This is a genomic window from Aestuariivirga sp. (assembly GCF_047602625.1).
GTDB lineage: Bacteria > Pseudomonadota > Alphaproteobacteria > Rhizobiales > Aestuariivirgaceae > Aestuariivirga.
Genome location: NZ_JASGGV010000002.1, coordinates 1785152 through 1809860 on the forward strand (window position 1 = coordinate 1785152; position 24709 = coordinate 1809860).

General features: G+C 63.2%; 19 protein-coding genes and 1 pseudogene. 13 read left to right on the top strand and 7 right to left on the bottom strand.

What is annotated here, in order from left to right:
• Positions 1-85 precede the first annotated feature (85 nt).
• Both QM694_RS13860 and QM694_RS13865 read left to right on the top strand, forming a co-directional pair.
• Positions 86-1942, top strand: coding sequence for an ATP-binding protein (locus tag QM694_RS13860; RefSeq protein WP_415007517.1), 1857 nt, complete (start codon positions 86-88; stop codon positions 1940-1942).
• A gap of 113 nt (positions 1943-2055) precedes the next feature.
• Entirely contained in the window at positions 2056-2883 is an 828-nt protein-coding gene (locus QM694_RS13865; RefSeq protein ID WP_415007518.1) for a GNAT family N-acetyltransferase, read from the top strand.
• Here QM694_RS13865 and QM694_RS13870 read toward each other — a convergent pair.
• A complete protein-coding gene (locus QM694_RS13870) occupies positions 2873-5152 on the bottom strand; it encodes an NADP-dependent malic enzyme (RefSeq protein ID WP_415007519.1) in 2280 nt (759 codons plus the stop codon). The two genes, QM694_RS13865 and QM694_RS13870, sit on opposite strands and share 11 nt — an antisense overlap.
• 123 nt (positions 5153-5275) lie before the next feature.
• Here QM694_RS13870 and mutS point away from each other — a divergent pair, with 123 nt between their 5' ends.
• The 8 genes from mutS to QM694_RS13910 are packed head-to-tail and all read left to right on the top strand — an operon-like array spanning position 5276 to position 17156.
• Positions 5276-7981 (top strand): DNA mismatch repair protein MutS, encoded by a 2706-nt coding sequence (gene mutS, locus QM694_RS13875; RefSeq protein WP_415007520.1) that lies wholly within the window; start codon positions 5276-5278, stop codon positions 7979-7981.
• Complete coding sequence (locus QM694_RS13880; RefSeq protein WP_415007521.1) at positions 7978-10746, top strand: [protein-PII] uridylyltransferase; 2769 nt, start codon at positions 7978-7980, stop codon at positions 10744-10746. Before mutS ends, QM694_RS13880 begins: the two co-directional genes overlap by 4 nt.
• Positions 10747-10749: 3 nt before the next feature.
• Positions 10750-12306 carry a murein biosynthesis integral membrane protein MurJ gene (gene murJ, locus QM694_RS13885; protein ID WP_415007522.1) on the top strand — a complete coding sequence of 519 codons (1557 nt, stop codon included), beginning with the start codon at positions 10750-10752 and terminating at the stop codon, positions 12304-12306.
• Between the two features lie 23 nt (positions 12307-12329).
• Positions 12330-13094, top strand: coding sequence for a bifunctional demethylmenaquinone methyltransferase/2-methoxy-6-polyprenyl-1,4-benzoquinol methylase UbiE (gene ubiE / locus QM694_RS13890; RefSeq protein WP_415007523.1), 765 nt, complete (start codon positions 12330-12332; stop codon positions 13092-13094).
• On the top strand, positions 13094-14656 hold the full coding sequence (ubiB, locus tag QM694_RS13895; protein WP_415007524.1) for a 2-polyprenylphenol 6-hydroxylase: 1563 nt from the start codon (positions 13094-13096) through the stop codon (positions 14654-14656). Before ubiE ends, ubiB begins: the two co-directional genes overlap by 1 nt.
• Positions 14657-14695: 39 nt before the next feature.
• Entirely contained in the window at positions 14696-15904 is a 1209-nt protein-coding gene (gene coaBC / locus QM694_RS13900; protein WP_415007525.1) for a bifunctional phosphopantothenoylcysteine decarboxylase/phosphopantothenate--cysteine ligase CoaBC, read from the top strand.
• Entirely contained in the window at positions 15901-16341 is a 441-nt protein-coding gene (gene dut, locus QM694_RS13905; protein ID WP_415007526.1) for a dUTP diphosphatase, read from the top strand. The genes coaBC and dut overlap by 4 nt, the downstream gene beginning before the upstream one ends.
• A complete protein-coding gene (locus tag QM694_RS13910) occupies positions 16341-17156 on the top strand; it encodes a HesA/MoeB/ThiF family protein (RefSeq protein WP_415007527.1) in 816 nt (271 codons plus the stop codon). The genes dut and QM694_RS13910 overlap by 1 nt, the downstream gene beginning before the upstream one ends.
• Here the strand turns inward: QM694_RS13910 and fabI are convergent.
• The 3 genes and pseudogenes from fabI to fabA all read right to left on the bottom strand — a co-directional run bounded on the left by fabI (position 17153) and on the right by fabA (position 19706).
• On the bottom strand, positions 17153-17950 hold the full coding sequence (gene fabI / locus QM694_RS13915) for an enoyl-ACP reductase FabI (RefSeq protein ID WP_415007528.1): 798 nt from the start codon (positions 17948-17950) through the stop codon (positions 17153-17155). The two genes, QM694_RS13910 and fabI, sit on opposite strands and share 4 nt — an antisense overlap.
• 4 nt (positions 17951-17954) lie before the next feature.
• Positions 17955-19170: pseudogene (fabB, locus tag QM694_RS13920) on the bottom strand (beta-ketoacyl-ACP synthase I).
• A 20-nt stretch (positions 19171-19190) separates the two neighbouring features.
• Positions 19191-19706, bottom strand: coding sequence for a 3-hydroxyacyl-[acyl-carrier-protein] dehydratase FabA (gene fabA / locus QM694_RS13925; protein WP_415007529.1), 516 nt, complete (start codon positions 19704-19706; stop codon positions 19191-19193).
• 131 nt (positions 19707-19837) lie between these two features.
• Here fabA and irrA point away from each other — a divergent pair, with 131 nt between their 5' ends.
• The gene (irrA, locus tag QM694_RS13930) at positions 19838-20248 is read left to right on the top strand and encodes an iron response transcriptional regulator IrrA (protein ID WP_415007530.1); all 411 of its coding nucleotides are present in this window, start codon (positions 19838-19840) and stop codon (positions 20246-20248) included.
• Between the two features lie 3 nt (positions 20249-20251).
• Here the strand turns inward: irrA and QM694_RS13935 are convergent, their stop codons facing one another.
• Entirely contained in the window at positions 20252-20707 is a 456-nt protein-coding gene (locus tag QM694_RS13935) for an MmcB family DNA repair protein (protein WP_415007531.1), read from the bottom strand.
• 93 nt (positions 20708-20800) lie between these two features.
• On the opposite strand from QM694_RS13935, the gene QM694_RS13940 reads away from it, so the two are divergent.
• Both QM694_RS13940 and QM694_RS13945 read left to right on the top strand, forming a co-directional pair.
• Positions 20801-21412, top strand: a complete 612-nt coding sequence (locus QM694_RS13940) for a TRAP transporter small permease subunit (RefSeq protein ID WP_415007532.1) — start codon at positions 20801-20803, stop codon at positions 21410-21412.
• Complete coding sequence (locus tag QM694_RS13945) at positions 21409-22854, top strand: TRAP transporter large permease (RefSeq protein ID WP_415007533.1); 1446 nt, start codon at positions 21409-21411, stop codon at positions 22852-22854. The genes QM694_RS13940 and QM694_RS13945 overlap by 4 nt, the downstream gene beginning before the upstream one ends.
• A 346-nt stretch (positions 22855-23200) precedes the next feature.
• On the opposite strand, the gene QM694_RS13950 is transcribed toward QM694_RS13945, so the two are convergent.
• Positions 23201-23533: a DUF1330 domain-containing protein gene (locus QM694_RS13950; protein ID WP_415008635.1), complete on the bottom strand. Its 333-nt coding sequence runs from the start codon at positions 23531-23533 to the stop codon at positions 23201-23203.
• A 70-nt stretch (positions 23534-23603) separates the two neighbouring features.
• A complete protein-coding gene (locus tag QM694_RS13955; protein ID WP_415007534.1) occupies positions 23604-24701 on the bottom strand; it encodes a TRAP transporter substrate-binding protein in 1098 nt (365 codons plus the stop codon).
• Between the last annotated feature and the right edge of the window lie 8 nt (positions 24702-24709).

Genomic DNA, 24709 nt, shown 5'->3' on the forward strand with positions numbered 1-24709 from the left:
AATTTGAACGATTGCCGTAACCCTCGGTTCATCCTGTTCAAGGCGCGTAAGGCTTTTGCAAGCACTCCATGGCAACCGTTGCGCCATGTTCGATGAGACCAAGATGCGCCACGGCAAGGATGACAGCCAGACGCTGGATGGCGCGCTGCGCGATCTGGCGCGCCCCGAACTGGGCTACGGCACAGTCGTGCTGGGTGGGGCCGTGGTGCTGGTGCTGGCCGGCATCTGCGTGTTTCTTTCCCTTGATCCCCGCACCTCGCAGCCGATGTTCACGCTCACGCTGGCGGGCCTCATCCTCACCATCGGCGTGCTGACGGGCCAAATCCTGTGGCAGCGCGGCGCGCGGCGGCGATTGCAGGCGCTCTCCACCGCAATCGCGGCGCTTCAAAACGCCCGCCAGGAGGCCGAAGCCTCGAACCGCGCCAAGTCGCGCTTTCTTGCCACCACCAGCCACGAAATCAGGACGCCCATGAACGGCGTGCTCGGCATGGTCGGCCTTCTCCTTGAAACCGATCTCACGCCGGAACAGCGCAATTACGCCCAGACTGTTGAAGCATCGGGGCGCTCGCTGCTCTCCATCGTCGATGAACTGCTTGACGTGACGAAGATCGAGGACGGCCATCTCGATATCCGCGAAACTCCGGTTGATCTGGTGTCGCTGGCCGAGAGCGTGGCCGAGCTGCTGGCGCCGCGCGCCCATGCCAAGAACATCGAGCTCTCCTGCTATGTCGCCGCCGATCTGCCAACCGGCATCCGGCTTGACGAACAGCGCCTGCGCCAGATCCTGTTCAATCTCTGCGGCAACGCCATCAAGTTCACGCCGAGCGGCGGTGTCGCGCTGGCCTTCACGCGCGATGGCGAAAAGACCCTGCGCATCGAAGTGAGCGACACCGGCATCGGCATGACAGCCGAAGAGGCATCGCGCGTCTTTGACGAATATGTGCAGGCCAATGCCGAGACGCGCCGCCTGTTCGGCGGCACCGGACTGGGATTGTCCATCGCGCGGAAACTGGCGATGGCCATGGGCGGTGATATCACGGTCACGAGCTCCCCCGGCGAAGGAACGCTGTTTACCGTAACACTGCCGCTCCAGGCCGATGAGCCGCGGGATCGTGAACTTCCATTGTCCGGGCGCACCTTCCGCCTTGCCATGCAGGAAGGCCCGGTGCTGCGGCATCTCGCGGCAACCCTGTCCGATCTGGGCGCCGCTGTCGAGCGCCTGCCGGATGAAGACGCCCTGCGCAAGGCGCTCAAGGACCGCGCAGGCGGGCCGCTGACGGCGATCATCGCCGACACCAGCCATGCCCCGCTGCTTCGCGTGTGGAGCAGGCGGCGGCAATCAGGGACCCGCAACGCCGTGTTCGTGATGCTGCGCGCCGAAGACCGCCGCCAGAACAAGGATCTCCTTTCGCATCCATTCGCGGGCTATCTGCTCAAGCCCTTCCGGCAGGCCACGCTGGTGCGCCAGTTGGGTGGAATGGAAACGCCGGACCTCGACCGCGCCATTTCCGATCTCCGCGGCATCGTGCGCAAGGCCCGCCGCCGCCGTCATCTCGACGTGCTCCTCGCCGAGGACAATCCCGTCAACGCACTGCTCGCCCGCACCATGCTGGAGAAGGCGGGCTGCCGGGTCACACATGCCGTGAATGGGCGCAAGGCTCTGGAGTTGCTCGCCGAAGGCCTGCGCCCCGCCCTGATCATCATGGATGTCGAAATGCCGGAGCTCGACGGGCTGGCCACCACCCGCCACATCCGGGCCTCGGAAGAGGAAGCAGGGCTGGGACAGCATGTGCCGATCCTGGCGCTCACCGCCAATTCGCGCCGCGAGGATTATCAGGAATGCTTGGGCGCAGGCATGGATTGGCACCTGTCCAAGCCTTTTGACCGGCTCGATCTCGATGAGGCCATTGCCCGCCTTGTTGAACGGCGCCCTGCGGCATAGCGCATCGGGCGAGCAAGCGATTCCGCTTGCGAGCGAAAAGATGCGCCAGAATTAAAGGGCTCCGGGAGTCACATAACTTTCGCAATTCTCCGGTCTGTGACAAAGATATGCGTATGGAACAACATTTTGCGCCTGCTCCTTCGGCACTGCGCGTCGACAGGGCCGACCTGACGCTCAGGCTGGCGTCAGGCCCGGACGAGATCGAAGCCTGCCAGCGGCTACGCTACCGGGTCTTCTACGAGGAACTGGCGGCGAAGCCCGATGCGGCGGCGCGCGCGTCCCGCCGCGATAGTGACCGTTTCGATGCGATCTGCGATCATCTCGTTGTGGTGCGCCAGGGCACACCCACCGGCGATGAGCCGATCCTGCTCGAAGATGGTGAACTGGTCGGCACCTACCGCCTGCTCCGCCAGAGCGTGGCGGAGCGCAACGGCGGCTTCTATACGCAGAACGAATTCGACGTGGCGCCGATGATCGCCGCGCACCCTGAGTTGAATTTTCTCGAGCTTGGCCGTTCCTGCGTCCTCAGCCCCTACCGCACCAAGCCGGTGGTTGAACTCTTGTGGCAGGGCATCTGGAATTATGTCCGCGCCCATGGGCTGGACGTGATGTTCGGCTGCGCCAGCCTCGAAGGTACCGATCCGGCGCAGCATGCCGATGCGTTGAGCTTTCTGGCCTCGATCCCCGTGCCTGACGAATGGCGTGTGAAGGCGCAGCCCGCCCATGCCGTTACCATGGCGCCGCGTGGGAAGCTGGACACAAAGGCCGCGCTCCGGTCCCTGCCGCCGCTGGTGAAGGGCTATATGCGACTCGGCTGCTATTTCGGTCAGGGCGCCGTGGTCGATCACCAGTTCAACACGACGGATATCCTGATCGTCCTGCCGGTCTCAGCCATCGATCCGCGCTACTTCGCGCATTTCGGACAGCCGCTCAGCGGTTGATGTCATAGGCCGCGATCACCGCCAGATTCACGATGTCGCTCGTCGTGGCCGACATCGAGGCGATCTGCACCGGCTTGTCGAGGCCGGTGAGCAGAGGCCCGACGACAGTCACGCCGCCCAGTTGCTGTAGCATCTTGGTGGAGATCGAGGCTGAATGCGCGGCGGGCATCACCAGCACATTGGCGGGGCCGGTCAGGCGGCAGAAGGGATAAAGCGCCATCGCCTCGCGTGACAGCGCCACGTCAGCCGCCATCTCGCCATCATATTCGAAATCCACATTCCGCTTGTCCAGCACCGCAACGGCATTGCGCACATATTCCGCCCGTTCGCCCCTTGGGTAACCGAAGGTGGAATAGGAAAGAAACGCCACCCGCGGCTCATAGCCGAAGCGCCGCGCCACGCCTGCCGCTTCCTGCGCGATGTCGGCCAGTTCCTCGGGCGAAGGCAATTCGTGGATCGACGTGTCGGCGATGAAAACCGTCCGTCCACGGACGAGCGCCATGGAAACCCCGATCGGCCGGTGGCCGGGGCGGTGGTCGATGGCGCGGCGCACATTGTCCAGCGCCACCGAGAAATTGCGCGTCAGCCCCGTCACCACGGCGTCGGCATCGCCCAGCGCCACCATGCAGGCGGCGAAGATGTTGCGGTCCTGGTTTGCCATGCGCTGGCAGTCGCGGAACAGGAATCCGTCGCGCTGCAGGCGCTCGTAGAGATAATTGGCGTAGTCTGTGTTGCGCTCGGAAAGCCTGGCATTGTGCACTTCCACCGCCTCGTTCAGTTCAAGCCCGCTGGCCGCCAGCGTTTCCTCGATCTTGCTTTCGCGCCCCACCAGAACCGCCTTGCCAAGCCCTGCGGCGGCAAAGGCATTGGCGGCGCGGATCATGCGGTCTTCCTCGCCTTCCGCGAAAACCACGCGCTTCGGCGATACGCGCACCTTGCCGAACACGCTCTGCAAGGTGCCGGCAATCGGATCGAGCCTGGCCGAGAGCTCGTGCCGGTAGGCATCGAGATCGGCGATATGGCGGCGCGCCACGCCGGAGTCCATCGCGGCCTTCGCCACCGCAACGGGAATGGTGGAGATCAGCCGCGGATCGAAGGGCACCGGGATCAGATATTCACGCCCGAAAGTCAGCCGCGACCCGTGATAGGCGGCGGCCACCTCATCGGGCACATCCTCGCGTGCAAGGCCTGCCAGCGCATTGGCGGCGGCAAGCTTCATCTCGTCATTGATGGTGCGCGCACGCACATCCAGCGCTCCCCGGAAAATATAGGGGAAGCCCAGAACATTGTTCACCTGGTTGGCATAGTCGGAGCGCCCGGTGGCCATGATGGCATCGGACCTGACCTTCGCCACCTCTTCCGGATTGATCTCTGGATCGGGATTGGCCATGGCGAAGATGATGGGATTGGCCGCCATGCTCTTCACCATGTCTGGCGTCAGCGCGCCTGCCACCGAAAGGCCGAAGAACACATCCGCGCCCACCAGCGCGTCGGCCAGGCTCCTCGCCTTGGTTTCCACCGCATGGGCGGATTTCCACTGGTTCATGCCGTCGGTGCGGCCCTTGTAGACAACGCCCTTGCTGTCGGCGAGCGTCACATTCTGGTTGGGAACGCCGAGAGATTTGATGAGTTCGATGCAGGCGATGGCGGCAGCACCCGCGCCATTGCAGACGATCTTCACCGTCTTGAAATCGCGCCCCGTCAGGTGCAGCGCGTTGATGAGTCCGGCGGTGGCGATGATGGCGGTGCCATGCTGGTCATCATGGAACACCGGAATATCCATCAGTTCGCGCAGCCGCTGCTCGATGATGAAGCAGTCCGGCGCCTTGATGTCCTCGAGATTGATGCCGCCGAAGGTTGGCCCCAGATAGCGCACCGCGCCGATGAATTCCTCGACATTCTTGGTGTCGACCTCGATGTCGATCGAATCCACATCGGCGAAACGCTTGAACAGCACCGCCTTGCCTTCCATCACCGGCTTCGACGCCAGGGCGCCAAGGTCACCCAGCCCGAGGATCGCCGTGCCGTTGGAGATCACGCCCACAAGGTTGCCCTTGGCGGTGTAGTCATAGGCGGTTTCCGGCACTTCGGCGATCTTGCGCACCGGCACGGCCACGCCCGGGCTATAGGCCAGCGACAGGTCGCGCTGCGTCGCCATGGGTTTCGTGGGGTTGATTTCGAGCTTGCCGGGCTTGCCCATCTGGTGAAAGGCCAGCGCCTCGCTTTCGGTGATCGCCGGACGGCGCCCGCGGATTTTGTCGTTGCTCATGAAATGCCCTGCTTGTTCTTGGCGCCGTATCCCTGCCGCAGCGACACTAGGCTTTGCATCCCCCATTCTCAACCCCTGCCCGGGCTTGTGGGGTTGGGGGTAAAATCTGCTAAGGAACCCCGGATGATGGACAGGAACGGCAGCGGCAATGAAGGCGAGGCGGCGGCAGCCGCCGCATCGCCCGTCATGGCGCAATATCTAGCCGTCAAGGCGGCCCATCCCGATGCGCTGCTGTTCTACCGCATGGGCGATTTCTATGAGCTGTTCTTCGCCGATGCGGAGGCGGCGGCGCGTGACTTGGGCATCGCCCTCACCAAGCGCGGCAAGCATCTGGGGCAGGATATCCCGATGTGCGGCGTCCCCGTTCACGCGGCGGAAGGCTATCTCCAGCGCCTGATCCGCATGGGCCACCGCGTTGCCATCTGCGAGCAGATGGAAGACCCGGCGGAGGCGAAGAAGCGCGGCTCCAAGGCGGTGCTCCGGCGCGATGTTGTCAGGCTGGTGACGCCCGGCACCCTCACCGAGGACACGCTTCTCGATCAGCGCGCCCACAATTATTTGGCCTCTCTCACCCGCCTCAAGGCTTCGGGCGATCTGGCGCTGGCATGGGCCGATATTTCCTCGGGCGACCTCAGGGTGATGACCACCGATGTGTCGCGCCTCGCAGCCGATCTGGCCCGGCTTTCCTGCAGCGAGATTGTGCTGGCCGATACGCTGCTGGCTGATGAGACCATTGCTTCGATCCTCGAATTCACCGGCGCGCCGCTCACGCCCTTGCCCGCGAGCCGGTTTGATTCCGCCGCCGGCGAGCGCCGCATCAAGGATCATTTCGCCATCGCCGCCCTTGATGCCTTTGGCAGCTTCAGCCGGGCGGAAGTGGCAGCCTTGGGCGGCCTTCTGGAATATGTGCTGCTCACCCAGGTGGGCCGCCTGCCGCACTTCCGTAACCCCCAGCGCGAGGAGCCGGACAGCGCGCTGCTGATTGATGCCGCCACCCGCGCCAATCTGGAACTGACGCGCACGCTGGGCGGCGAGCGCCATGGAAGCCTGTTGCCGGTGATCGACATGACGGTCACGGCGGCGGGTGCCAGGGCGCTGGCCTCCCGCCTTGCAAATCCGCTGGCCGATCCGGCGGCGATCAATGCCAGGCTGGATGAAATCGATTTCCTGCTCGGGGCCTCTGCCTTGCGCGAGGACATCCGCGCCAGTCTCGCCGCAATGCCCGATCTTGAGCGCGCCCTGTCAAGGCTCACGCTGGGCCGTGGCGGCCCGCGTGATCTGGCAGCCATCCGCGATGGCCTCGGCTGTGCCCGCGCTTTGGGCCAAAGGCTCGACCGCCATGCCGATCTGGCCGGCCTTCCCGCCAATCTGCAAAGGCTGCGCGATCATCTCGATTCGGCGGCTACGGGTCTGGAAGACACGTTGCGCGTGGCGCTCGATGATGAGTTGCCGCTCCTCGCGCGCGATGGCGGCTTCGTGCGCCCACGCTACATGACAGCGCTCGATGAACACCGAAAATTGCGCGACGAGACGCGGCAGGTGATTGCCGGTTTGCAGAATACCTATGCCGAAGAGACCGGCATCAAGTCTCTCAAGATCCGCCACAACAATGTGCTGGGATACTATATCGAAGTCACCGCCCAGAACGCCGCCGTGCTGCAGCAGGACCAGCACCGCCCGAAATTCATCCACCGCCAGACGGTGGCCAGCGCCATGCGCTTCGTCACCACGGAACTCGCTTCGCTTGAAGAGCGGATCGCCGCGGCGGCCAGCCGCGCCCTGGCGATCGAACAGGAAGTGTTCGAGCGGCTTCTCTCGGAGGTGCGTGATCAGGCCCGCCTCCTGTCCCGCACCGCGGAGGCGGTGGCGAATCTCGATGTCGCGCAGGGCCTGGCCGAGCTGGCCGTGGTCCGCCGCCTGGTGCGCCCGCGCGTCGATCATTCCATGGCCTTTGAAATCCGTGGCGGCCGCCATCCGGTGGTGGAGGCGGTGCTGCAGCAGGAGGCATCCGGCCCCTTCATCGCCAATGATTGCGACCTGTCCGCCGGGGGCCGCCGCCTCTGGCTTCTGACAGGCCCCAACATGGCGGGCAAATCCACCTTCCTCCGCCAGAACGCGCTGATCGTCATCATGGCGCAGATGGGCTCCTTCGTGCCCGCCGCTTCGGCCCATATCGGCGTGGTAGACCGGCTGTTCAGCCGCGTGGGCGCAGCCGATGATCTGGCGCGCGGCCGCTCCACCTTCATGGTCGAGATGGTGGAAACGGCGGCCATCCTCAATCAGGCGAGCCCCCGCTCCTTTGTGATCCTTGATGAGATCGGGCGCGGCACCGCCACCTTCGACGGCCTCTCCATTGCCTGGGCGGCGGTGGAGCATCTTCATGAGGTGAATCGCTGCCGCGCCCTCTTCGCCACCCATTATCACGAGTTGACGGCGCTCGCCGCGCGGCTCTCCCACCTCGCCAATGCCAGTGTGAAGGTGAAGGAATGGGATGGTGATGTGGTGTTCCTCCATCAGGTGGGTCCGGGCGTGGCCGACCGTTCTTATGGCATCCAGGTTGCAAGGCTGGCGGGCCTGCCCGATGGTGTCATCGCCAGAGCGTCGGAGGTTCTGGAACAGCTTGAAAAGGGCGATGCGGCGCAGGCAAGGCGCACGCTGGTGGATGATCTTCCGCTCTTCTCCGCCGCCCGCCCGGCAGCGCCTCACGCATCGAAAGGCCCAACCCCTGCCGAAAAGAAACTTGCTGCCATCATGCCGGATGAGCTATCGCCGCGCGAGGCCCTGAGCCTTCTGTACGAGCTCAAGGCGCTCTTGGCGGAGACGCAATGACGGCCATCTCTCACCCCGAAAAGGTGATCGGCGTTCACGCCCTCAGGCAGGCGCTGGCGGGGCTTGTGGCCGAATATGGCCGGGAGTCGCCGAAGCTCCGCCCGGCCATCGTGACGCATCTCAAGACCGTGCTCGATCAGGCGCGCGATGAGGCGGAACGCCGCCTGCTCGCCGATGGCAGGGGCACGCTCTGCGCCGAAACGCTGAGCTATGCCGAGGACGAGATCATCCATGCGCTGTTCGACCTGGCGCGGCAAACGCTGTTCCCGGCGCCGGGCAAGGAGGATTCGGAGAGGATCGCCGTCGTGGCGGTGGGGGGCTATGGCCGCGGCACGCTGGCTCCCGGTTCCGACATCGACCTTCTCTTCGTGCTGCCCGCCAAGCCATCGCTCCGTGTACAGAATGTCGTCGAGTTCATTCTCTATGCACTGTGGGACGCCCGCCAGAAGGTGGGCCATGCCACCCGCTCGATCGAGGAAAGCATAAGGCTGGCGCGCACCGATTCGACCATCCTCACCGCCATTCTCGAGGCGCGCTATATCTGCGGCGACCGCAAGCTGTTCAACGAACTGACCACCCAGTTCCGGAAAGAAATCGTCACCAGGGGCGCGCGCGAATTCGTGGCCAGCAAACTGGCCGAGCGCGATCTGCGCCACCACAAGTCCGGTGAAAGCCGCTACCTCGTCGAACCTGATGTGAAGGACGGCAAGGGCGCGCTCCGCGATCTCAACACGCTCTTCTGGATCGCCAAATTTCTCTACGCCACCAACTCCACCGATGAGCTGGCCGAAAAAGGCGCCTTCACCCGCGACGAACTGGCGCTGTTCAAGAAATGCGAGAATTTTCTCTGGGCGGTACGCTGCCACCTGCATTTCATTTCAAAGCGCGGCAATGACCGCCTGAGCTTCGACCGCCAGTCCGATATCGCCGAGCGGCTGGGCTACAAGGCGCATGGCGGGCTGAAGCATGTCGAGCGCTTCATGAAGCACTATTTCCTCATCGCCAAGGAAGTGGGAAGCCTCACGCGCATCCTCTGCGCCAGCCTCGAAGAGCGCCAGATGAAGGATGCCCCCGCGCTCAGCCGTGTGTTCGGCCGCCTGCGCGGCAATGTCCGCAGCACCGTCACCGATGCGCCCGCCTTCCAGATCGAAAACGGCCGCGTCGTATTGAAATCGCCGGACGTGTTTTCAAAGGACCCGGTGAATTTGATCCGCATCTTCGCCGTGGCGGCGAAATATGGCGCCGAGATTCATCCCGAGGCGCTGAAGCAGATGCGGAAGGCCCTGCCGCTGTTGCGTGGGCCTGTGCTGACCGATCCCGAAGCCAACGCGATCTTCCTCGAGCTTCTCACCGACACGCTGGATCCTGAATCCATTCTCCGCAGCATGAATGAGGCGGGCGTGCTGGGCCGCTTCATCCCCGATTTCGGCAAGGTCGTGGCGATGATGCAGTTCAACATGTATCACCACTATACGGTGGACGAGCATCTGCTCCGCGCCGTGGGCGTGCTGGCCGCGCTTGATCATGGCCGCCTCGCTGAGGATCATCCGCTCGCCTCGCGCCTCATGCCGTCGATTACCTCGAAGAGGGCGCTCTATGTGGCGGTGTTCCTGCATGACGTTGCCAAGGGCCGGAAGGAAGATCACTCGATCGCCGGCGCGCAGGTTGCGGAAGAACTTTGCCCAAGGCTTGGCCTGTCTCCCGCCGAAACAGACACGGTGGCCTGGCTCATCCGCTATCACCTGCTGATGAGCGAGACCGCGCAGATGCGCGACCTCAACGACTTCAAGACCATCCTAGATTTCTGCGAGATCGTGCAAAGCCTCGAGCGCCTCAAGCTGCTTGTCGTGCTGACGATCTGCGATATCCGCGCCGTCGGCCCCGGCGTGTGGAACGGCTGGAAAGGCCAGCTTCTGCGCACGCTTTATGGCGAGGCCGAGCCCGTTCTTTCCGGCGGCCACACGGCGATCACCCGCAAGACCCGCGTGGCCGAGGCGCAGGCCGAATTCTTCTCGCATTTCCCGAATTGGGGCGAGGCGCAGAAATCCGCCTATGCCGCCCGTCACTATGATGCCTATTGGCTGAGCGTGCCCGTGGAAAAGCAGATCAGGCACGAGGCGCTGATGGCCTCGGCGGTACCGAAGAGCATCGTCACCTCGGTTGAAACCGATGCCTTCACCGCCATCACCGAACTGACCATTTACGTGCCCGATCATCCGCGCCTGTTGGCGCTCATCACCGGCGCCTGTGCGGCGGCGGGAGCAAACATCGCGGGCGCGCAGATTTTCACGACAGCCGATGGCATGGCGCTCGACACCATCCTGATCCAGCGCGAATTTCCCGAAGAGGCGGATGAGAAGCGCCGCGCCGAACGCATCGCCGACCTGATCCAGAAGGCGCTGCGCGGCGAACTCTGGCTGAAGGAAGCGGTGGCCCGCGCCTACAAGCCGCAGCTCCGCATCGCCGCCTTCACGGTGGAGCCACGCGTCATCATCGACAACACCTCTTCAAATCGCGTGACGGTGATCGAGATCAACGGCCTTGATCGCATCGGCCTCCTCTACGATCTCACCGAAGCGCTCTACCGCCTCAATCTCAACATCACCTCTGCCCATGTCACCACCTTCGGCGAAAAAGCCATCGACGTGTTCTATGTGACGGATCTCACGGGTGCGAAGATCGAGAATCAGGCGCGCCAGAAGCAGATCGAACATGCGTTGACAGGCGTGCTGTCGCCGCCTGTGGCGACGGCCATGCGGGCTTAAGCCGTGTCGCTCCTGAAATCCGCCGCCACCGTGGGCGGCCTCACCATGGTCAGCCGCGTGCTGGGCTTCGTGCGCGATCAGCTCGTGGCCTTCGCCATCGGCACAGGGCCTGTGGCCGAAGCCTTCTTCGTGGCGCAGCGCTTTCCCAATCTCTTCCGCGCCCTCTTTGCCGAAGGTGCATTCAACTCTGCCTTCGTGCCGCTCTTCGCCAAGCGCGTGGAAGGAGAGGGAGAAGCGGGCGCGCACCGCTTTGCGGTTGAAGTGTTTTCGGCGCTGCTCACCTGGCTCGTCATCTTCTGCGCCGCCGCCATGGTGGCCATGCCGCTGCTGATGCATGTGCTGGCGCCTGGCTTTGCCGCCGATCCGCCGAAATTCCAGCTTGCCGTGGCGCTCACCGTCATCTGCTTTCCCTATCTGCTGTTCATGTCGCTCACGGCGTTGCAGTCGGGCGTGCTGAACAGCCTGCACCGCTTCACCGCCGCCGCCGCCGCCCCCATCCTGCTGAACCTGGTGATGATCGTGTCGAACGTGGTGGCATGGTGGTTCCAGACCGGCAACTCTGCGGCAACCGGCTATATCTTCGCCTGGGGCATCTTCGCGTCCGGCATCGCCCAATATGCGCTTCTTGCCATTGCCTGCAGACGGGCGGGCATGCCGCTGTTCCCGCGCTTTCCCAAACTCACGCCGGATGTGAAGCGCGTGTTCTATCTGTCGATCCCCGGCATCGTGTCGGGCGGCATCATGCAGATCAATCTGGTGATCGCCACCATGATCGCCACCACCATCGACCGCGCCGTCTCCTATCTCTATTACGCCGACCGCCTCTATCAATTGCCGCTGGGCGTCATTGGCGTGGCGATCGGCGTGGTGCTGCTGCCTGATCTGTCGCGGAAGCTCCGTGCCGGCAACACGGACGGCGCGCTCAATGTCCAGAACCGCTCGCTGGAGCTGTCGCTGTTCCTCACCATCCCTGCCGCCGTGGCGCTGATGGCGATTGCCGCCCCCATTCTCCATACGGTGTTCGAGCATGGCGCGTTCCGCCGCGAGGATACGCTGGCGGTGGCCCCGGCGGTGCTGGCCTTCGCGGCGGGCCTTCCCGCCTTTTCCATGACCAAGGTGTTCCAGCCCGGATTCTACGCGCGGGAGGATACGGCAACGCCCATGCGCTTCGCCATCATTTCCGTGGTGGTCAATGTGGTGGCGAGCTTCACCCTGTCGCGTTTCTTCGGCCATGTCGGCATCGCCATGGCGACGACGCTCGCCGCCTGGGTCAATTGCGCCCAGCTTGGCATCACCCTGCAGCGGCGGGGTTTCTTCACCATGGATCAACGGATGAAGCAGCGCCTGCCGCGCATCGTGCTCTCAGGCTTGGGCATGGGGGCGGTGCTGCTGGCCGGGGTCTGGCTGTTTCAGGGTAATTATGAACCGGGCCGCGGCTTCATCACCCATCTCTGGACGCTGGGCCTTCTGGTGCTGGCGGGCATCGTCTCCTATTTTGCCTTTGCCCAGATCACCGGGGCCATGCGATTTGGCGAACTCAAATCCATGCTGAAGCGTTAGGAAAAACCCGCTAAGACGGGCGCATGACCGACGATCGCACCAGGGATACGGCCTTCGGCTTTCGCCGCGTGGCGGAGGATGAGAAGCAGGGCCTCGTCAACGAAGTCTTCGCCAAGGCGGCGGAACGCTATGACCAGATGAATGATCTGATGTCGGGCGGCCTCCATCGCCTGTGGAAGGATGACTTCGTCACCATGCTGTCGCCGCCCAAAGGCGCGCAGGCCTTCCATGTGCTCGATGTGGCGGGCGGCACGGGCGACATTGCCTTCCGCATCGTGAAGGCGGGCGGCAGTGGCACCCATGTCACGGTCGCCGATATCTCGCCCGAGATGGTGGGCGAAGGCCGCAAGCGCTGCGAGCGCGAGGGGCTTCTCTCCCGCTGCGATTTCACCGTCGGTAACGCCGAGGCGCTGGCCTTTCCCGACAAGAGCTTCGATGCCTATACGATCGCCTTCGGCATCCGCAATGTCACCCATATCGACCGGGCGCTGAAAGAGGCCTACCGCGTGCTGAAGCCCGGCGGCCGTTTCCTGTGCCTTGAGTTTTCTCATGTCGATGTGCCGCTGCTTGATCGCATCTATGATGCCTATTCCTTCACGGTCATCCCGGCAGTGGGCAAGGTGGTGACAGGCGACGGCCAGCCCTACCGCTATCTCGTCGAATCGATCCGCACTTTCCCGGATCAGGAAGCCTTCAGGGCGATGATCGAGGAGGCAGGCTTCGCCCGCGCCTCGTATCGCAATCTCACCGGCGGCGTGGTCGCCATTCATTCCGGCTGGCGCATCTGATGTGGGGCAGGCTGGGCGATCTGCTGCGGCTCATGAAGGCCGGGCGCACCCTCGCCCGTTATGATGCGCTGCTGCTGCCCGAACAGATCGCACTCCTGCCATGGCCCGCCCGCTTCGGCCTGAAGATGGCGAAATTCGGCACGCGCTCGCCCGATGCCGATGCGCAAAGCCGCCTCACCATGGCCCTCTCGTCACTCGGCCCTTCCTATATCAAGCTCGGGCAATTCCTCGCCACCCGGCCTGATGTCGTCGGCCCCAAGCGTGCCTTCGAGCTCAAAGCCTTGCAGGACCGTCTGCCGCCTTTCCCGCAGGACGAGGCACGGGCCATCGTCAGCGCCAATCTGGGCGGCCCGGTGGAGCAGTTCTTCAGCGAGTTCGGCCCGCCGGTCGCCGCCGCCTCGATTGCCCAGGTTCATCGCGCCCGCACGGGGGATGGCCGCGACGTGGCGGTGAAGGTGTTGCGCCCCGGCGTGGAAAAGCGCTTCGCTGCCGATCTCAGCAGCTTCTATCTCGCCGCCCGCGTCATCGAGCGCACCGGCGCGGAGGGCCGCCGCCTTCGCCCCGTCGATGCGGTGGCGATGCTCGAACAATCCATGAAGCTCGAACTCGATCTCCGTATGGAGGCCTCGGCCATCTCGGAGATGCGCGGGAACACCAAGGACGATCAGCACTTCCGCCTGCCGCTGGTCGATTGGCCGCGCACCGCGCGCCAGGTGCTCACCACCGAATGGATCGACGGCACGCCGATCAGCGAAATTACGGCCCTCAAGGCGCAGGGCTTCGATCTCGATGCGCTGGCCGACACGGTGATCCAGAGCTTTCTCCGCCACGCCATCCGCGACGGCTTCTTCCATGCCGACATGCATCAGGGAAACCTGTTCGTGGACCGCGCCGGCAATCTGGTGGCCGTCGATTTCGGCATCACCGGCAGGTTGAATGCCAAAGAACGCCTGTTCCTCGCCGAGATTCTCTATGGCTTCATCACCCGCGATTATCTGCGGGTCTCACAGGTCCATTTCGATGCGGGCTATGTGCCCGCACATCAGGATGTCGCAACTTTCGCTCAGGCGATCCGCGCCATTGGCGAGCCGATCATGGACAGGCCGGCGGGCGAGATTTCCATGGCCCGCCTCTTGACCCAGCTGTTCGAAGTCACGGCGCAGTTCGACATGACCACCCAGCCGCAGCTTCTCCTCTTGCAGAAAACCATGGTGGTGGTGGAAGGCGTGGCCCGCACGCTGAACCCCGATCTCAATATGTGGAAGACAGCGGAACCCGTCGTGAAAGGCTGGATCGAGCGGCAGCTCGGTCCGGTAGGCCGGGTTGAGAATATGGTCGAGACGCTGGGCCGCATGGCGGCAACGCTTCCAGCACTGCTGGATGAAACAAGGGCGGGCGCCGATGTCCTGTCCCGCCTTGCCGATGGCGGCGGCATCCGGCTTGATCCCGAAACCACCAAGGCGCTGGCCAAGGCCCAGGCGCGCGAAACCCGCTGGACGCGCTATGCCCTTGCGGCAGGGGCCTTGGCACTCGTCGTCATCGCCTGGCGGCTCCTCGCCTGATGCGTGGCCAAGCCAGCCCTTTGCTGCCATAATGGCCCCATGTCAGCACTTTCCGGAAAATCCGTTCTTCTCATCATCGGCGGCGGCATCGCGGCCTACAAGACGCTTGAGCTGATCCGCCTGCTCCGGGGGCGCGGCTGCGCCGTCAAGGCGATCATGACCAAGGCCGCGCATGAATTCGTCACGCCCCTGTCGGTTGCAAGCCTCACCGGCACCAAGGTGCATGACCATCTCTTCAGCCTCACCGATGAAATCGAGATGGGGCACATCGAACTCTCGCGCTCCGCCGATCTTCTGGTGGTGGCCCCTGCCACGGCGGATCTGATGGCCAAGATGGCGCATGGCCATGCCGATGACTTGGCTTCCACCGCCTTGCTCGCCACCGACAAACCGGTGCTGCTGGCGCCTGCCATGAATGTCCGCATGTGGACCAACCCGGCCACACGCCGCAATACCACGCAGTTGAAGCGCGATGGCGTGCTGTTCGTGGGTCCGAATGACGGCGAGATGGCCTGTGGTGAATTTGGCCCCGGCCGCATGGCCGAACCCATTGAGATTGCCGCCGCCATCGAAAAGGCGCTGACGCCGCAGGCAAAGCCTTTGGCCGGCAAAAAGGTGATGATCACCGCCGGCCCCACGCGCGAGCCGATTGACCCGGTGCGCTATATTTCCAACCACTCCTCCGGCAAGCAGGGCTACGCGCTGGCCGAAGCCGCCGTGGCGCTGGGCGCGCAAACCATGCTGATCTCCGGCCCCGTCGATCTTACCATTCCGCCGGGCGCCGGCATGATCCCGGTTGAAACGGCAGAGGAGATGCTGAAGGCCTGCGAGAACGAACTGCCTTGCGACATCGCCATCTTCTGCGCCGCCGTGGCGGATTGGCGCGTGGCCCGCGCCGCCACCGAAAAGATCAAGAAAGCCGAAGGCCGTTCGCCATCCCTCGCCATGGTCGAGAACCCCGACATTCTCCGCACCATCGCCACCCGCGCGGACAAGCGCCCGAAACTGGTGGTCGGCTTTGCGGCGGAAACCGAAAAACTGGTGGAGCACGCGCGCGAGAAGCTGGCGAAGAAGGGCTGCGACATGATCGTCGCCAATGATGTGAGCCCGGAGACGGGCACCTTCGGCGGCGAGCGCAACAAGGTGCATGTGGTCACCGCGCAGGGCGTCGAAATCTGGCCGGAGATGACCAAGCAGGAAGTGGCGCGCCGCCTCATGGACAAGCTGGCGGAGCTTCTGCCGAAATGACGCCCGTTCGCATCCTGCGCCTGGCCCAGGCCGAAGGGCTGCCCTTGCCTGCCTATGAAACCGCGGGCGCCGCCGGCATGGACCTTCGCGCGTCGGAAGGCTTTCATCTGAAGCCCGGCGAGCGGGCGCTGGTGCCAACCGGCCTTGCCATCGCATTGCCGGATGGGTTTGAAGCGCAGGTCCGCCCGCGCTCAGGTCTCGCGGTGAAACATGGCGTGACAGTCCTCAATGCGCCCGGCACCATCGACAGCGACTATCGCGGCGAGATCAAGGTGCCGCTCATCAATTTGGGACAGCAGGACTTCGTCATCGCGCGCGGCGACCGCATCGCCCAGATGGTGATTGCCTCTGTCACCACGGCGGTGTGGCAGGAAGTGTCCTCACTTGATGAAACCGCGCGCGGGCAGGGCGGCTTCGGCTCGTCGGGCACGCGCTGATGGCCCTGTCGCCGGAAGAGATCGAGCGTTATGCCCGCCATATCGTGCTGCATGAGGTGGGCGGCCCCGGCCAGCAGAAGCTCAAGGCGGCAAAGGTGCTGGTCGTGGGGGCGGGTGGTCTCGGCGCGCCGCTCCTGCTCTATCTCGCGGCGGCCGGCATCGGCGCGATCGGCATTGTCGATGATGATACGGTTGGCCTGTCGAATTTGCAGCGCCAGGTGGTACACACCACGGCGCGCATCGGCGCCACCAAGACGGCCAGCGCCGCCGCCACGCTCAGCGCGATAAATCCGCATGTCAAAATCATTCAGCATACGGAGCGCCTGACGGCGGCCAACGCGCTCTCCATCCTGTCCGGCTATGACATCGTTGCCGATGGCAGCGACAATTTCCCCACCCGCTTTCTCGTCAGCGATGCATGTTACTTCGCCAAAAAGCCGCTGGTGTCGGCAGCGGTCGGTCAGTTCGATGGGCAGATTTCCACCTTCAAGCCCTATGAAAAAAAGCCCGACGGAACGCCGTGGCCCAGCTATCGCTGCCTGATGGGCGAAATTCCGCCGCGCGGCCTGTTCCCCTCCTGCGAGGAGGCGGGCATTCTGGGGGCACTTCCCGGCATTGTCGGCTCCATGCAGGCGATGGAGGTGATGAAAGAGATTCTGGATATCGGCGAAAGCCTCGCCGGCCGCCTGGTGATGATCGATGCCCTGTCCTGCCGCTTCTATGAAACGGCGCTGCACTGGAACCCCGATAATCCGCTCACGGGCAAAAACCCCGTCATCACGTCGCTGGTCGAAGCAAATTACGCGCCGCGTTAAGCCTTCAAATCCTCAGGCCGCGGCATGGAAATGATGTTGTAGCCCGAATCCACATAGTGGATTTCCCCCGTGACACCGCTGGACAATGGCGAGAGCAGGTAAAGCCCGGCACCGCCAACTTCTTCCAGCGTGATCGTGCGGCGCAGCGGCGCGTGCGACTGCTGGTAGTTGAACATGGCGCGCGCGTCGCCGATTCCGGCGCCTGCCAGCGTGCGCATGGGGCCAGCCGAAATGGCGTTCACGCGAACCCCTTGCGGCCCATAATCCGCCGCCAGATAGCGAACCGATGCCTCAAGCGCCGCCTTCGCCACGCCCATCACATTGTAGTTGGGCATCACCCGCACCGAGCCGCCATAGGTCAGCGTTACGATGGACCCGCCATCGGGCATGATCGCCGCGGCGCGCCGGGTGATTTCGGTGAAGGAGAAGCAAGAGATCACCATGGTGCGGGTGAAGTTCTCGCGCGTCGTATCGGCGTATTTGCCCTTCAGTTCGTTCTTGTCGGAAAAGGCGATGGCATGCACCAGAAAATCGATGCTGCCCCATTCCTTCTTCAGCGCCTCGAACACGGCATCGACGGTGGCAATGTGTTCCACATCGCACGGCAGCAGGAGTTTCGATCCCACCTCATCCGCCAGAGGTTTCACGCGCTTGCCGAACGCCTCGCCCTGATAGGTGAAGGCAAGTTCCGCCCCTTGCGCATGAAGCTGGGAGGCGATGCCCCAGGCAATCGAATGGTCATTCGCGACGCCCATCACGAGGCCGCGTTTCCCCGCCATCAACCCATGTGTCATGTGATCAGCCGTTGTAGCGTTGGAAAATGAGGGTGCCGTTGGTGCCGCCGAAGCCGAAGCTGTTCGACATGGCGACGTCGATCCTGGCATTGTCGATGCGCTGCCGCACGATGGGAATATCAGCGAACTCCGGATCGATTTCGTCGATATTGGCGCTCTCGCAGATGAAGCCGTTCTTCATCATCAGCAGGCAATAGATCGCTTCCTGCACGCCTGTCGCGCCCAGCGAATGGCCGGTGAGCGATTTGGTGGCCGAGATATTCGGAATGTCCTTGCCGAACACCTCGCGCACCGCCTCGATTTCCTTCTTGTCGCCGATCGGCGTCGAAGTGGCGTGCGGGTTGATGTAGTCGATCTTCTCTTTCACGGTGGACATGGCGAGACGCATGCAGCGCGCCGCTCCTTCGCCCGAAGGCGCCACCATGTCGTAGCCGTCCGATGTCGCGCCATAGCCGACGAGCTCGCCATAAATCCGGGCGCCGCGCGCTTTCGCATGTTCCAGTTCTTCCAGCACCACCGTGCCCGCACCGCCGGCGATCACGAAGCCGTCGCGGTTTTTGTCATAGGCGCGCGATGCTTTTGCCGGCGTGGCGTTATATTTGGAGGACATGGCGCCCATCGCGTCGAACAGCACCGAGAGCGTCCAGTCCAGTTCCTCGCCGCCCCCTGCGAACATCACGTCCTGCTTGCCCCACTGGATCATCTCGGCCGCATTGCCGATGCAGTGGGCCGATGTCGCGCAGGCCGAGGAGATCGAATAATTGACGCCCCTGATGCCGAACGGCGTGGCGAGCGTCGCCGAATTGGTGGATGACATGGCGGCGGGCACGGCGAATGGCCCCACGCGTTTTGGCCCCTTCTCGCGTGTCACGTCGGCAGCGGCCACGATGGTGCGGGTGGATGGCCCGCCCGATCCCATGACGATGCCGGTGCGGTCGTTCTTGACGTCCTTTTCCTCAAGGCCGGAGTCCGTGATGGCCTGCTGCATGGCCACATAGTTCCACGCCGCGCCGTCGCCCATGAAGCGGCGCACCCGGCGGTCGATCGAGTTCGAGATCATAGTTGGGCGCCCCATGCACCTGGCAGCGGAACCCCAGCTTCTCGTAGGAGTCGGCCTTCACGATGCCGGACTTCGCTTCCCTGAGCGAGGAAACCACTTCCTGCACATTGTTGCCGATGCTCGAAACGATGCCGAGGCCGGTAACGACGACGCGCCTCATGATATGCTCTCCTTCGTGTCTCAGGCCGCCGAGGGCTCGAACAGGCCGACCTTCATGTCGGTCACTTGATACACCACCTCGCCGTCGGCTTTCATGATGCCGTTGGCCACCGCCAGCTTCAGCTTGCGCAGGATCAGCCGGGTGATCTCGATCTCATAGGTGACGAGCTTCACGGCGGGCGTCACCATGCCCTTGAGCTTCACTTCGCCAACGCCAATGGCCCGGCCCTTTCCCGGTTCGCCCAGCCAGCCGAGGAAGAACCCCGTCATTTGCCACAGCGCATCAAGGCCCAGGCAGCCCGGCATCACCGGATCACCGATGAAGTGGCAGCCGAAAAACCAGAGGTCGGGCTTGATGTCGAATTCGGCGGTTGCCTTGCCAAGCCCCGCCACGCCGCCGGTGCTGGAAATCTCGGTGATGCGGTCGAACATCAGCATGGGCGGCGCCGGAAGCTGCGCATTGCCGGGGCCAAACAATTCGCCCCGGCCACAGGCCAGCAGGTCCTCATAGTCAAACCGGGATTTGCGCTCCGTCATTCTCTCTCGTTCTGCCCCGCCTTCGGTGGGGCTTCCTAACACATCGGTTTTGCCCATTCAAAGCCCGCAATTGCCGTGAGCGTCCGCCCGAGTTGCAGGAAACCGTTGCAATGATGTATAGATAGGGTGACATGCAGATATCTGAAATGGAACTGGCAAAAAAACTCAGGGGTGCCGGGCTCAGGCCCACGCGCCAGCGCATGGCCTTGGCGCGCATCCTGTTCGGCTCGGGCGACCGTCATGTCAGCGCCGAATCGCTGCATGGCGAGGCGGTGAACGCTCGTGTGCCGGTGTCGCTCGCCACCGTTTACAACACCTTGAACCAGTTCACCGAAGCGGGCCTGCTGCGCGAAGTGGCGATCGAAGGCAACCGGAGCTATTTCGACACCAACACCTCGAATCACTTCCACTACTTCCTCGAGGACAAGGGCCAGCTCGTCGATATCGGCTCTGACGATGTGGAAGTAAAAGGCCTGCCGCCCCTGCCGCCCGGCACGGTGGTGGATCGCATCGACGTGATCGTCCGCCTCCGCCGCAATTAGACGTCAGAACTCCACCAGCGGATCATAAAGTCCGTGCAGCCGGAGGGCCGCGGCGCGGGCGAAGGCCAATGTCAAAGCCTTGCGGCGCGACGCATGCAGCGGCTGCGCCACCGGATGCCTGAGAATGTCGGCCCCGAACTGATCGGCGATGATGAGGCCGGTGTCGGCGGGAATGAGCACATCGTCCATCGTCTGCGGAATGGCGAAATAGAGCCGGTCGCAATACTCCCAATATTCCCACCATTTGCCGTCGCTCAGGAAATCCTGCGGCGAGGACTTGATCTCGACGATCCAGATTTCACCGTCACCGTTCAGCGCCATGATGTCGGCGCGCCGCCCGCTGGCGAGCGTGAACTCCGGCAGGCAGGCAAAGCCCGAGGCGCGGAGGATGCGTCCCACGCCCCGCTGGATCATCGCCGCCGTTTCCGATTGACGGCCATCTGCACGAATTTCAGGCATGGATTTCCGTTGTGAGCCCTGGCCTCCGGCCCTAGTCTCTGCGCAGAAACTGCGCGGCCGGTCAACGGCAGGCGGACAGGGGCAGGAATGGGAATGGCGGCGCTTCTCGCCATCAGCAGGGCAATCGATTCCATAAGCCGCGTGTTCGGCGTCATCGCCACATGGCTGGTGCTGCTGGCGGCGCTCGTCAGCGCCTTCAATGCCTTTGCCCGCTACAGCGTCGGCGGCGTTCTCTATGTCGGCCAGAAGCTCGGCATTCTCGAAGGGCCGCTGACATGGCTGTTCAATCTCTACCGCGACAACTCCAACATCATGAGCGATTTGCAGCTCACCATGTTCGCGGGAATGGTGATGTTCGGCGCGCCCTGGACGCTGCGCATGAACGAGCATGTGCGCGTCGATCTCGTCTATGGCTCGGTGAGCGACCGCGCCCGGCTGTGGATCGACCTGATCGGCGGCCTCCTGTTCCTCGTGCCGATGTGCGTGGTGATGATCTATTTCACCTGGCCATGGTTCGTGGAGGCATGGACCAGCAATGAAATGTCCTCCAACGCCGGCGGCATGCCGCGCTGGCCCGCCAAGCTGTGCCTGCCGCTTGGCTTCGCGCTGGTGCTGCTGCAGGGCATCTCCGAACTGATCAAGTGCGTTGCCGGGCTCACCACCGGATATGTGCGCGGCCATACTTACGAAAAGCCGGTGCAATGATCGATTTCCTGACGCACAACATGGCGCCGCTCATGTTCGCAGGATTGATCCTGTTCATGCTCTATGGCTATCCGGCAGCCTTCTCGCTCGCCGCCGTGGGCCTGCTGTTCGGTTTTGTCAGCATCCAGCTTGGCCTGATCGCGCCGGATTTTCTCGGCAATCTCACCTTTCAATTGCACGGCGTTCTCACCAACGACCTGCTGCTGGCCATTCCCTTCTTCACGCTGATGGGCGCCATCCTTGAGCGCTGCGGGCTGGCTGAGGATCTGCTCGAAGGCTTCGGCCAATTGTTCGGAGGCGTCCGGGGCGGACTCTCCTATGCGGTGATTCTGGTGGGCGCGGTGCTGGGCGCCATCACCGGAACGGTGGCGGCGTCCGTGATCGCCATGGGTCTCATCTCGCTGCCCATCATGATGAAATATGGCTACAGCGTGCGCCATGCCACGGGCGTCATCGCCGCCTCCGGCACCATCACGCAACTGATTCCGCCCTCGCTGGTGCTCGTCGTTTTGGCCGACCAGATGGGCGTCGATGTCGGCGAAATGTATAAAGGTGCCGTCGGCGCCAGCGTCGTGCAGGTGCTGCTCTTCATGGGCTGGGTGCTGCTGTTGAGCTTCATCCGCCCGCAGGATGTGCCGGCCTTGCCTCCCGAAGCGCGCGTCTTGAAAGGCTGGCCGCTGCTGTGGCGCTGCGTGCGCGGCATGGTGCCGTCGCTGGCGCTCATCTTCATCGTGCTGGGCACGCTCTTCATGGGGCTGGCGACGGCCACCGAGGCGGGCGCCATGGGCGTCGTCGGCGCATTTGTGCTGGCGTGGATCAACGGCACGCTCACATGGCCGCTCGTCTATCAGGGCATGCAGACGACGATGCGCATCACTGCCATGGTGGTGTTCATCCTGCTGGGTTCGCGCGTCTTCAGCCTGGTGTTTCAGGGCGTGGGCGGCAAGGTGTGGATCGAGAGCTTCCTCGTCAACCTGCCCTATGGCGAAGTGGGCTTCCTGATCTTCGTGAACGCCTTTGTCTTTGTCATCGCCTTCTTTCTCGATTTCTTCGAGATCGCCTTCATCATCGTGCCGCTGCTGGTGCCCGCCGCCCATACGCTGGGCATCGACCTGATCTGGCTGGGCGTATTGCTCGGCGCCAACATGCAGACGAGCTTCATGCACCCGCCCTTCGGCTTCGCGCTGTTTTACCTGCGCGGCATCGCGCCGCCCACGGTCAAGACCAGCGACATCTATTGGGGCGCCATTCCGTGGGTCATCCTGCAGCTCATCATGGTGGGGCTGCTCATCATGTTCCCGCAGATGGTCACGGCGTTCCTGGATGCGCCCATCAAGGTTGATCCCAACATCCAGATCACCGTACCCGATACGGGCGAGGGTGGCGACCTCACAGGCCCGCCCCCCATCGATCTCAACAGCCCGCCGTCGATTAACCAATAAAGACTTTGCTGCATAAGAAAATTTCTTCGAAAAGTTCAGCGCCCTTAAAGTCAGAGGCCAACAAATATGCCGAATGACCTATTGGTGTTTCTTGTTGTTTTGGCGCTTGCCTCGCTGGTGGTTGTGTTTGCCATTCGTTCATGGCTGCGCGATTTGATGTTTTATTCGAGCAGGAGATGGGATTTTACAGAAGATAGTGGAGTAAAGCTGCGGTATGGCGTGGGGGGATCACGTGGTCGGCTTATGTCGAATAAAACACGGGTGTTGGTAGGCCTCCCATTTGTCATTTTGTATTGCATTGGCCTTATCGTATTCGCTGCTTATAAGATATTTTACATGAGCTAACTTAATGCCGGAAAGAAGTCGGGGACTGGGCGCCGGGCTGCGGCCCTTCATAGCCCTCGATCACGATCACATCGGCAACGCTCGCGGCTTTGCGGTGAACCAGTCCCGCCTGATATTCGGGCGAGGCGTAACAGGCCTGGGCGGTCGCGAGATCTGGAAACTCGATCACCACATTGCGTGACCTGGACGTGCCGTCGACGCACTCGAACGCGCCGCCCCGCACCACATAGCGCGCGCCATATTTTGCAAAGGCGATCTGGTTGGCGGCGAGATAGAGCTTGTAGGTTTCGGGATCATGCACATCGACGCGCGCGATCCAGTAGGCTTTGGCCATCATGTCCTCCCAAATGGTTCGGGGCTCCCCGCCGGGAGGAGCCCCGCGATGTGAATGCGCAGGATTTGGCTTACAGCGCCTTCTTGCGCTGCTGGCCCATCATGAAGGCGTCGAAGGTGTAGTCGGTGAACTGCTCCCACAGGAACGCGTCGGCACGATAGGCCACCATCGAATCATAGATCTTCTTGAACGCCGCGTTGGAGGCCGTGATGTCGGCATAGGTTTCATTCGCCGCCTTGAAGCTCGCCTCCATCACGTCGGCGGGGAAGGGGTGGAACTTGGTGCCCGCCGCCGCCAGCCGCTTCAGCGCCTGCGGGTTCACGTAATCATATTTGGCCTGCACATCCGCCGTCACCGCCTGGCACGCCGTCTTGACGAGCGACTGATAGACCGGCGGCAGCTCTTCCCACTTCGCCTTGTTGATCATGGTGTGCAGATAGGCGCCGCCTTCCCACCAGCCGGGATAATAATAATTGGGCGCCACCTTGTAGAAGCCGAGCTTCTCGTCGTCATAGGGCCCGACCCATTCGGCGGCGTCGATGGTGCCTTTTTCAAGCGCCTGATAGATTTCGCCGCCGGCGATCTGCTGCGGCACCACGCCCAGCTTCGAGAACACCTTGCCGCCGAACCCGCCCATGCGGAACTTGAGGCCCTGCAGATCGGCGACGGACTTGATCTCGTTGCGGAACCAGCCGCCCATCTGGGCGCCGGTATTGCCGGCCGGGAAGCCGACGAGATTATGCGTGGCATAGAACTCGTTCATGAGGTCGATGGCGCCGCCATAATACATCCACGCATTCTGCTGGCGCGAGTTGAGGCCGAAGGGCACGGCGGTGCCGAGCGCGAAGGTCGGGTCCTTGCCCCAGTAATAATAGCTGCAGGTGTGGCACATCTCGACCGAGCCCGAACCCACCGCATTGGCGGCTTCGAGGCCGGGCACGATTTCGCCCGCCGCGAAGACCTGGATCTGGAATTTTCCGTCTGTTGCCTCGCGGATATAGCGGGCGACGGTTTCGCCGCCGCCATAGATCGTGTCGAGCGCCTTGGGGAAGCTCGACGTCATGCGCCATTTGAGCTCCGGCATCGATTGCGCGATGGCGGGCGCTGCCAGGGCGGCGGTGGCGACGGTTGCGGCGCCCGTAGAGCGGATGAATTTGCGGCGGTCCATGTGGTCTC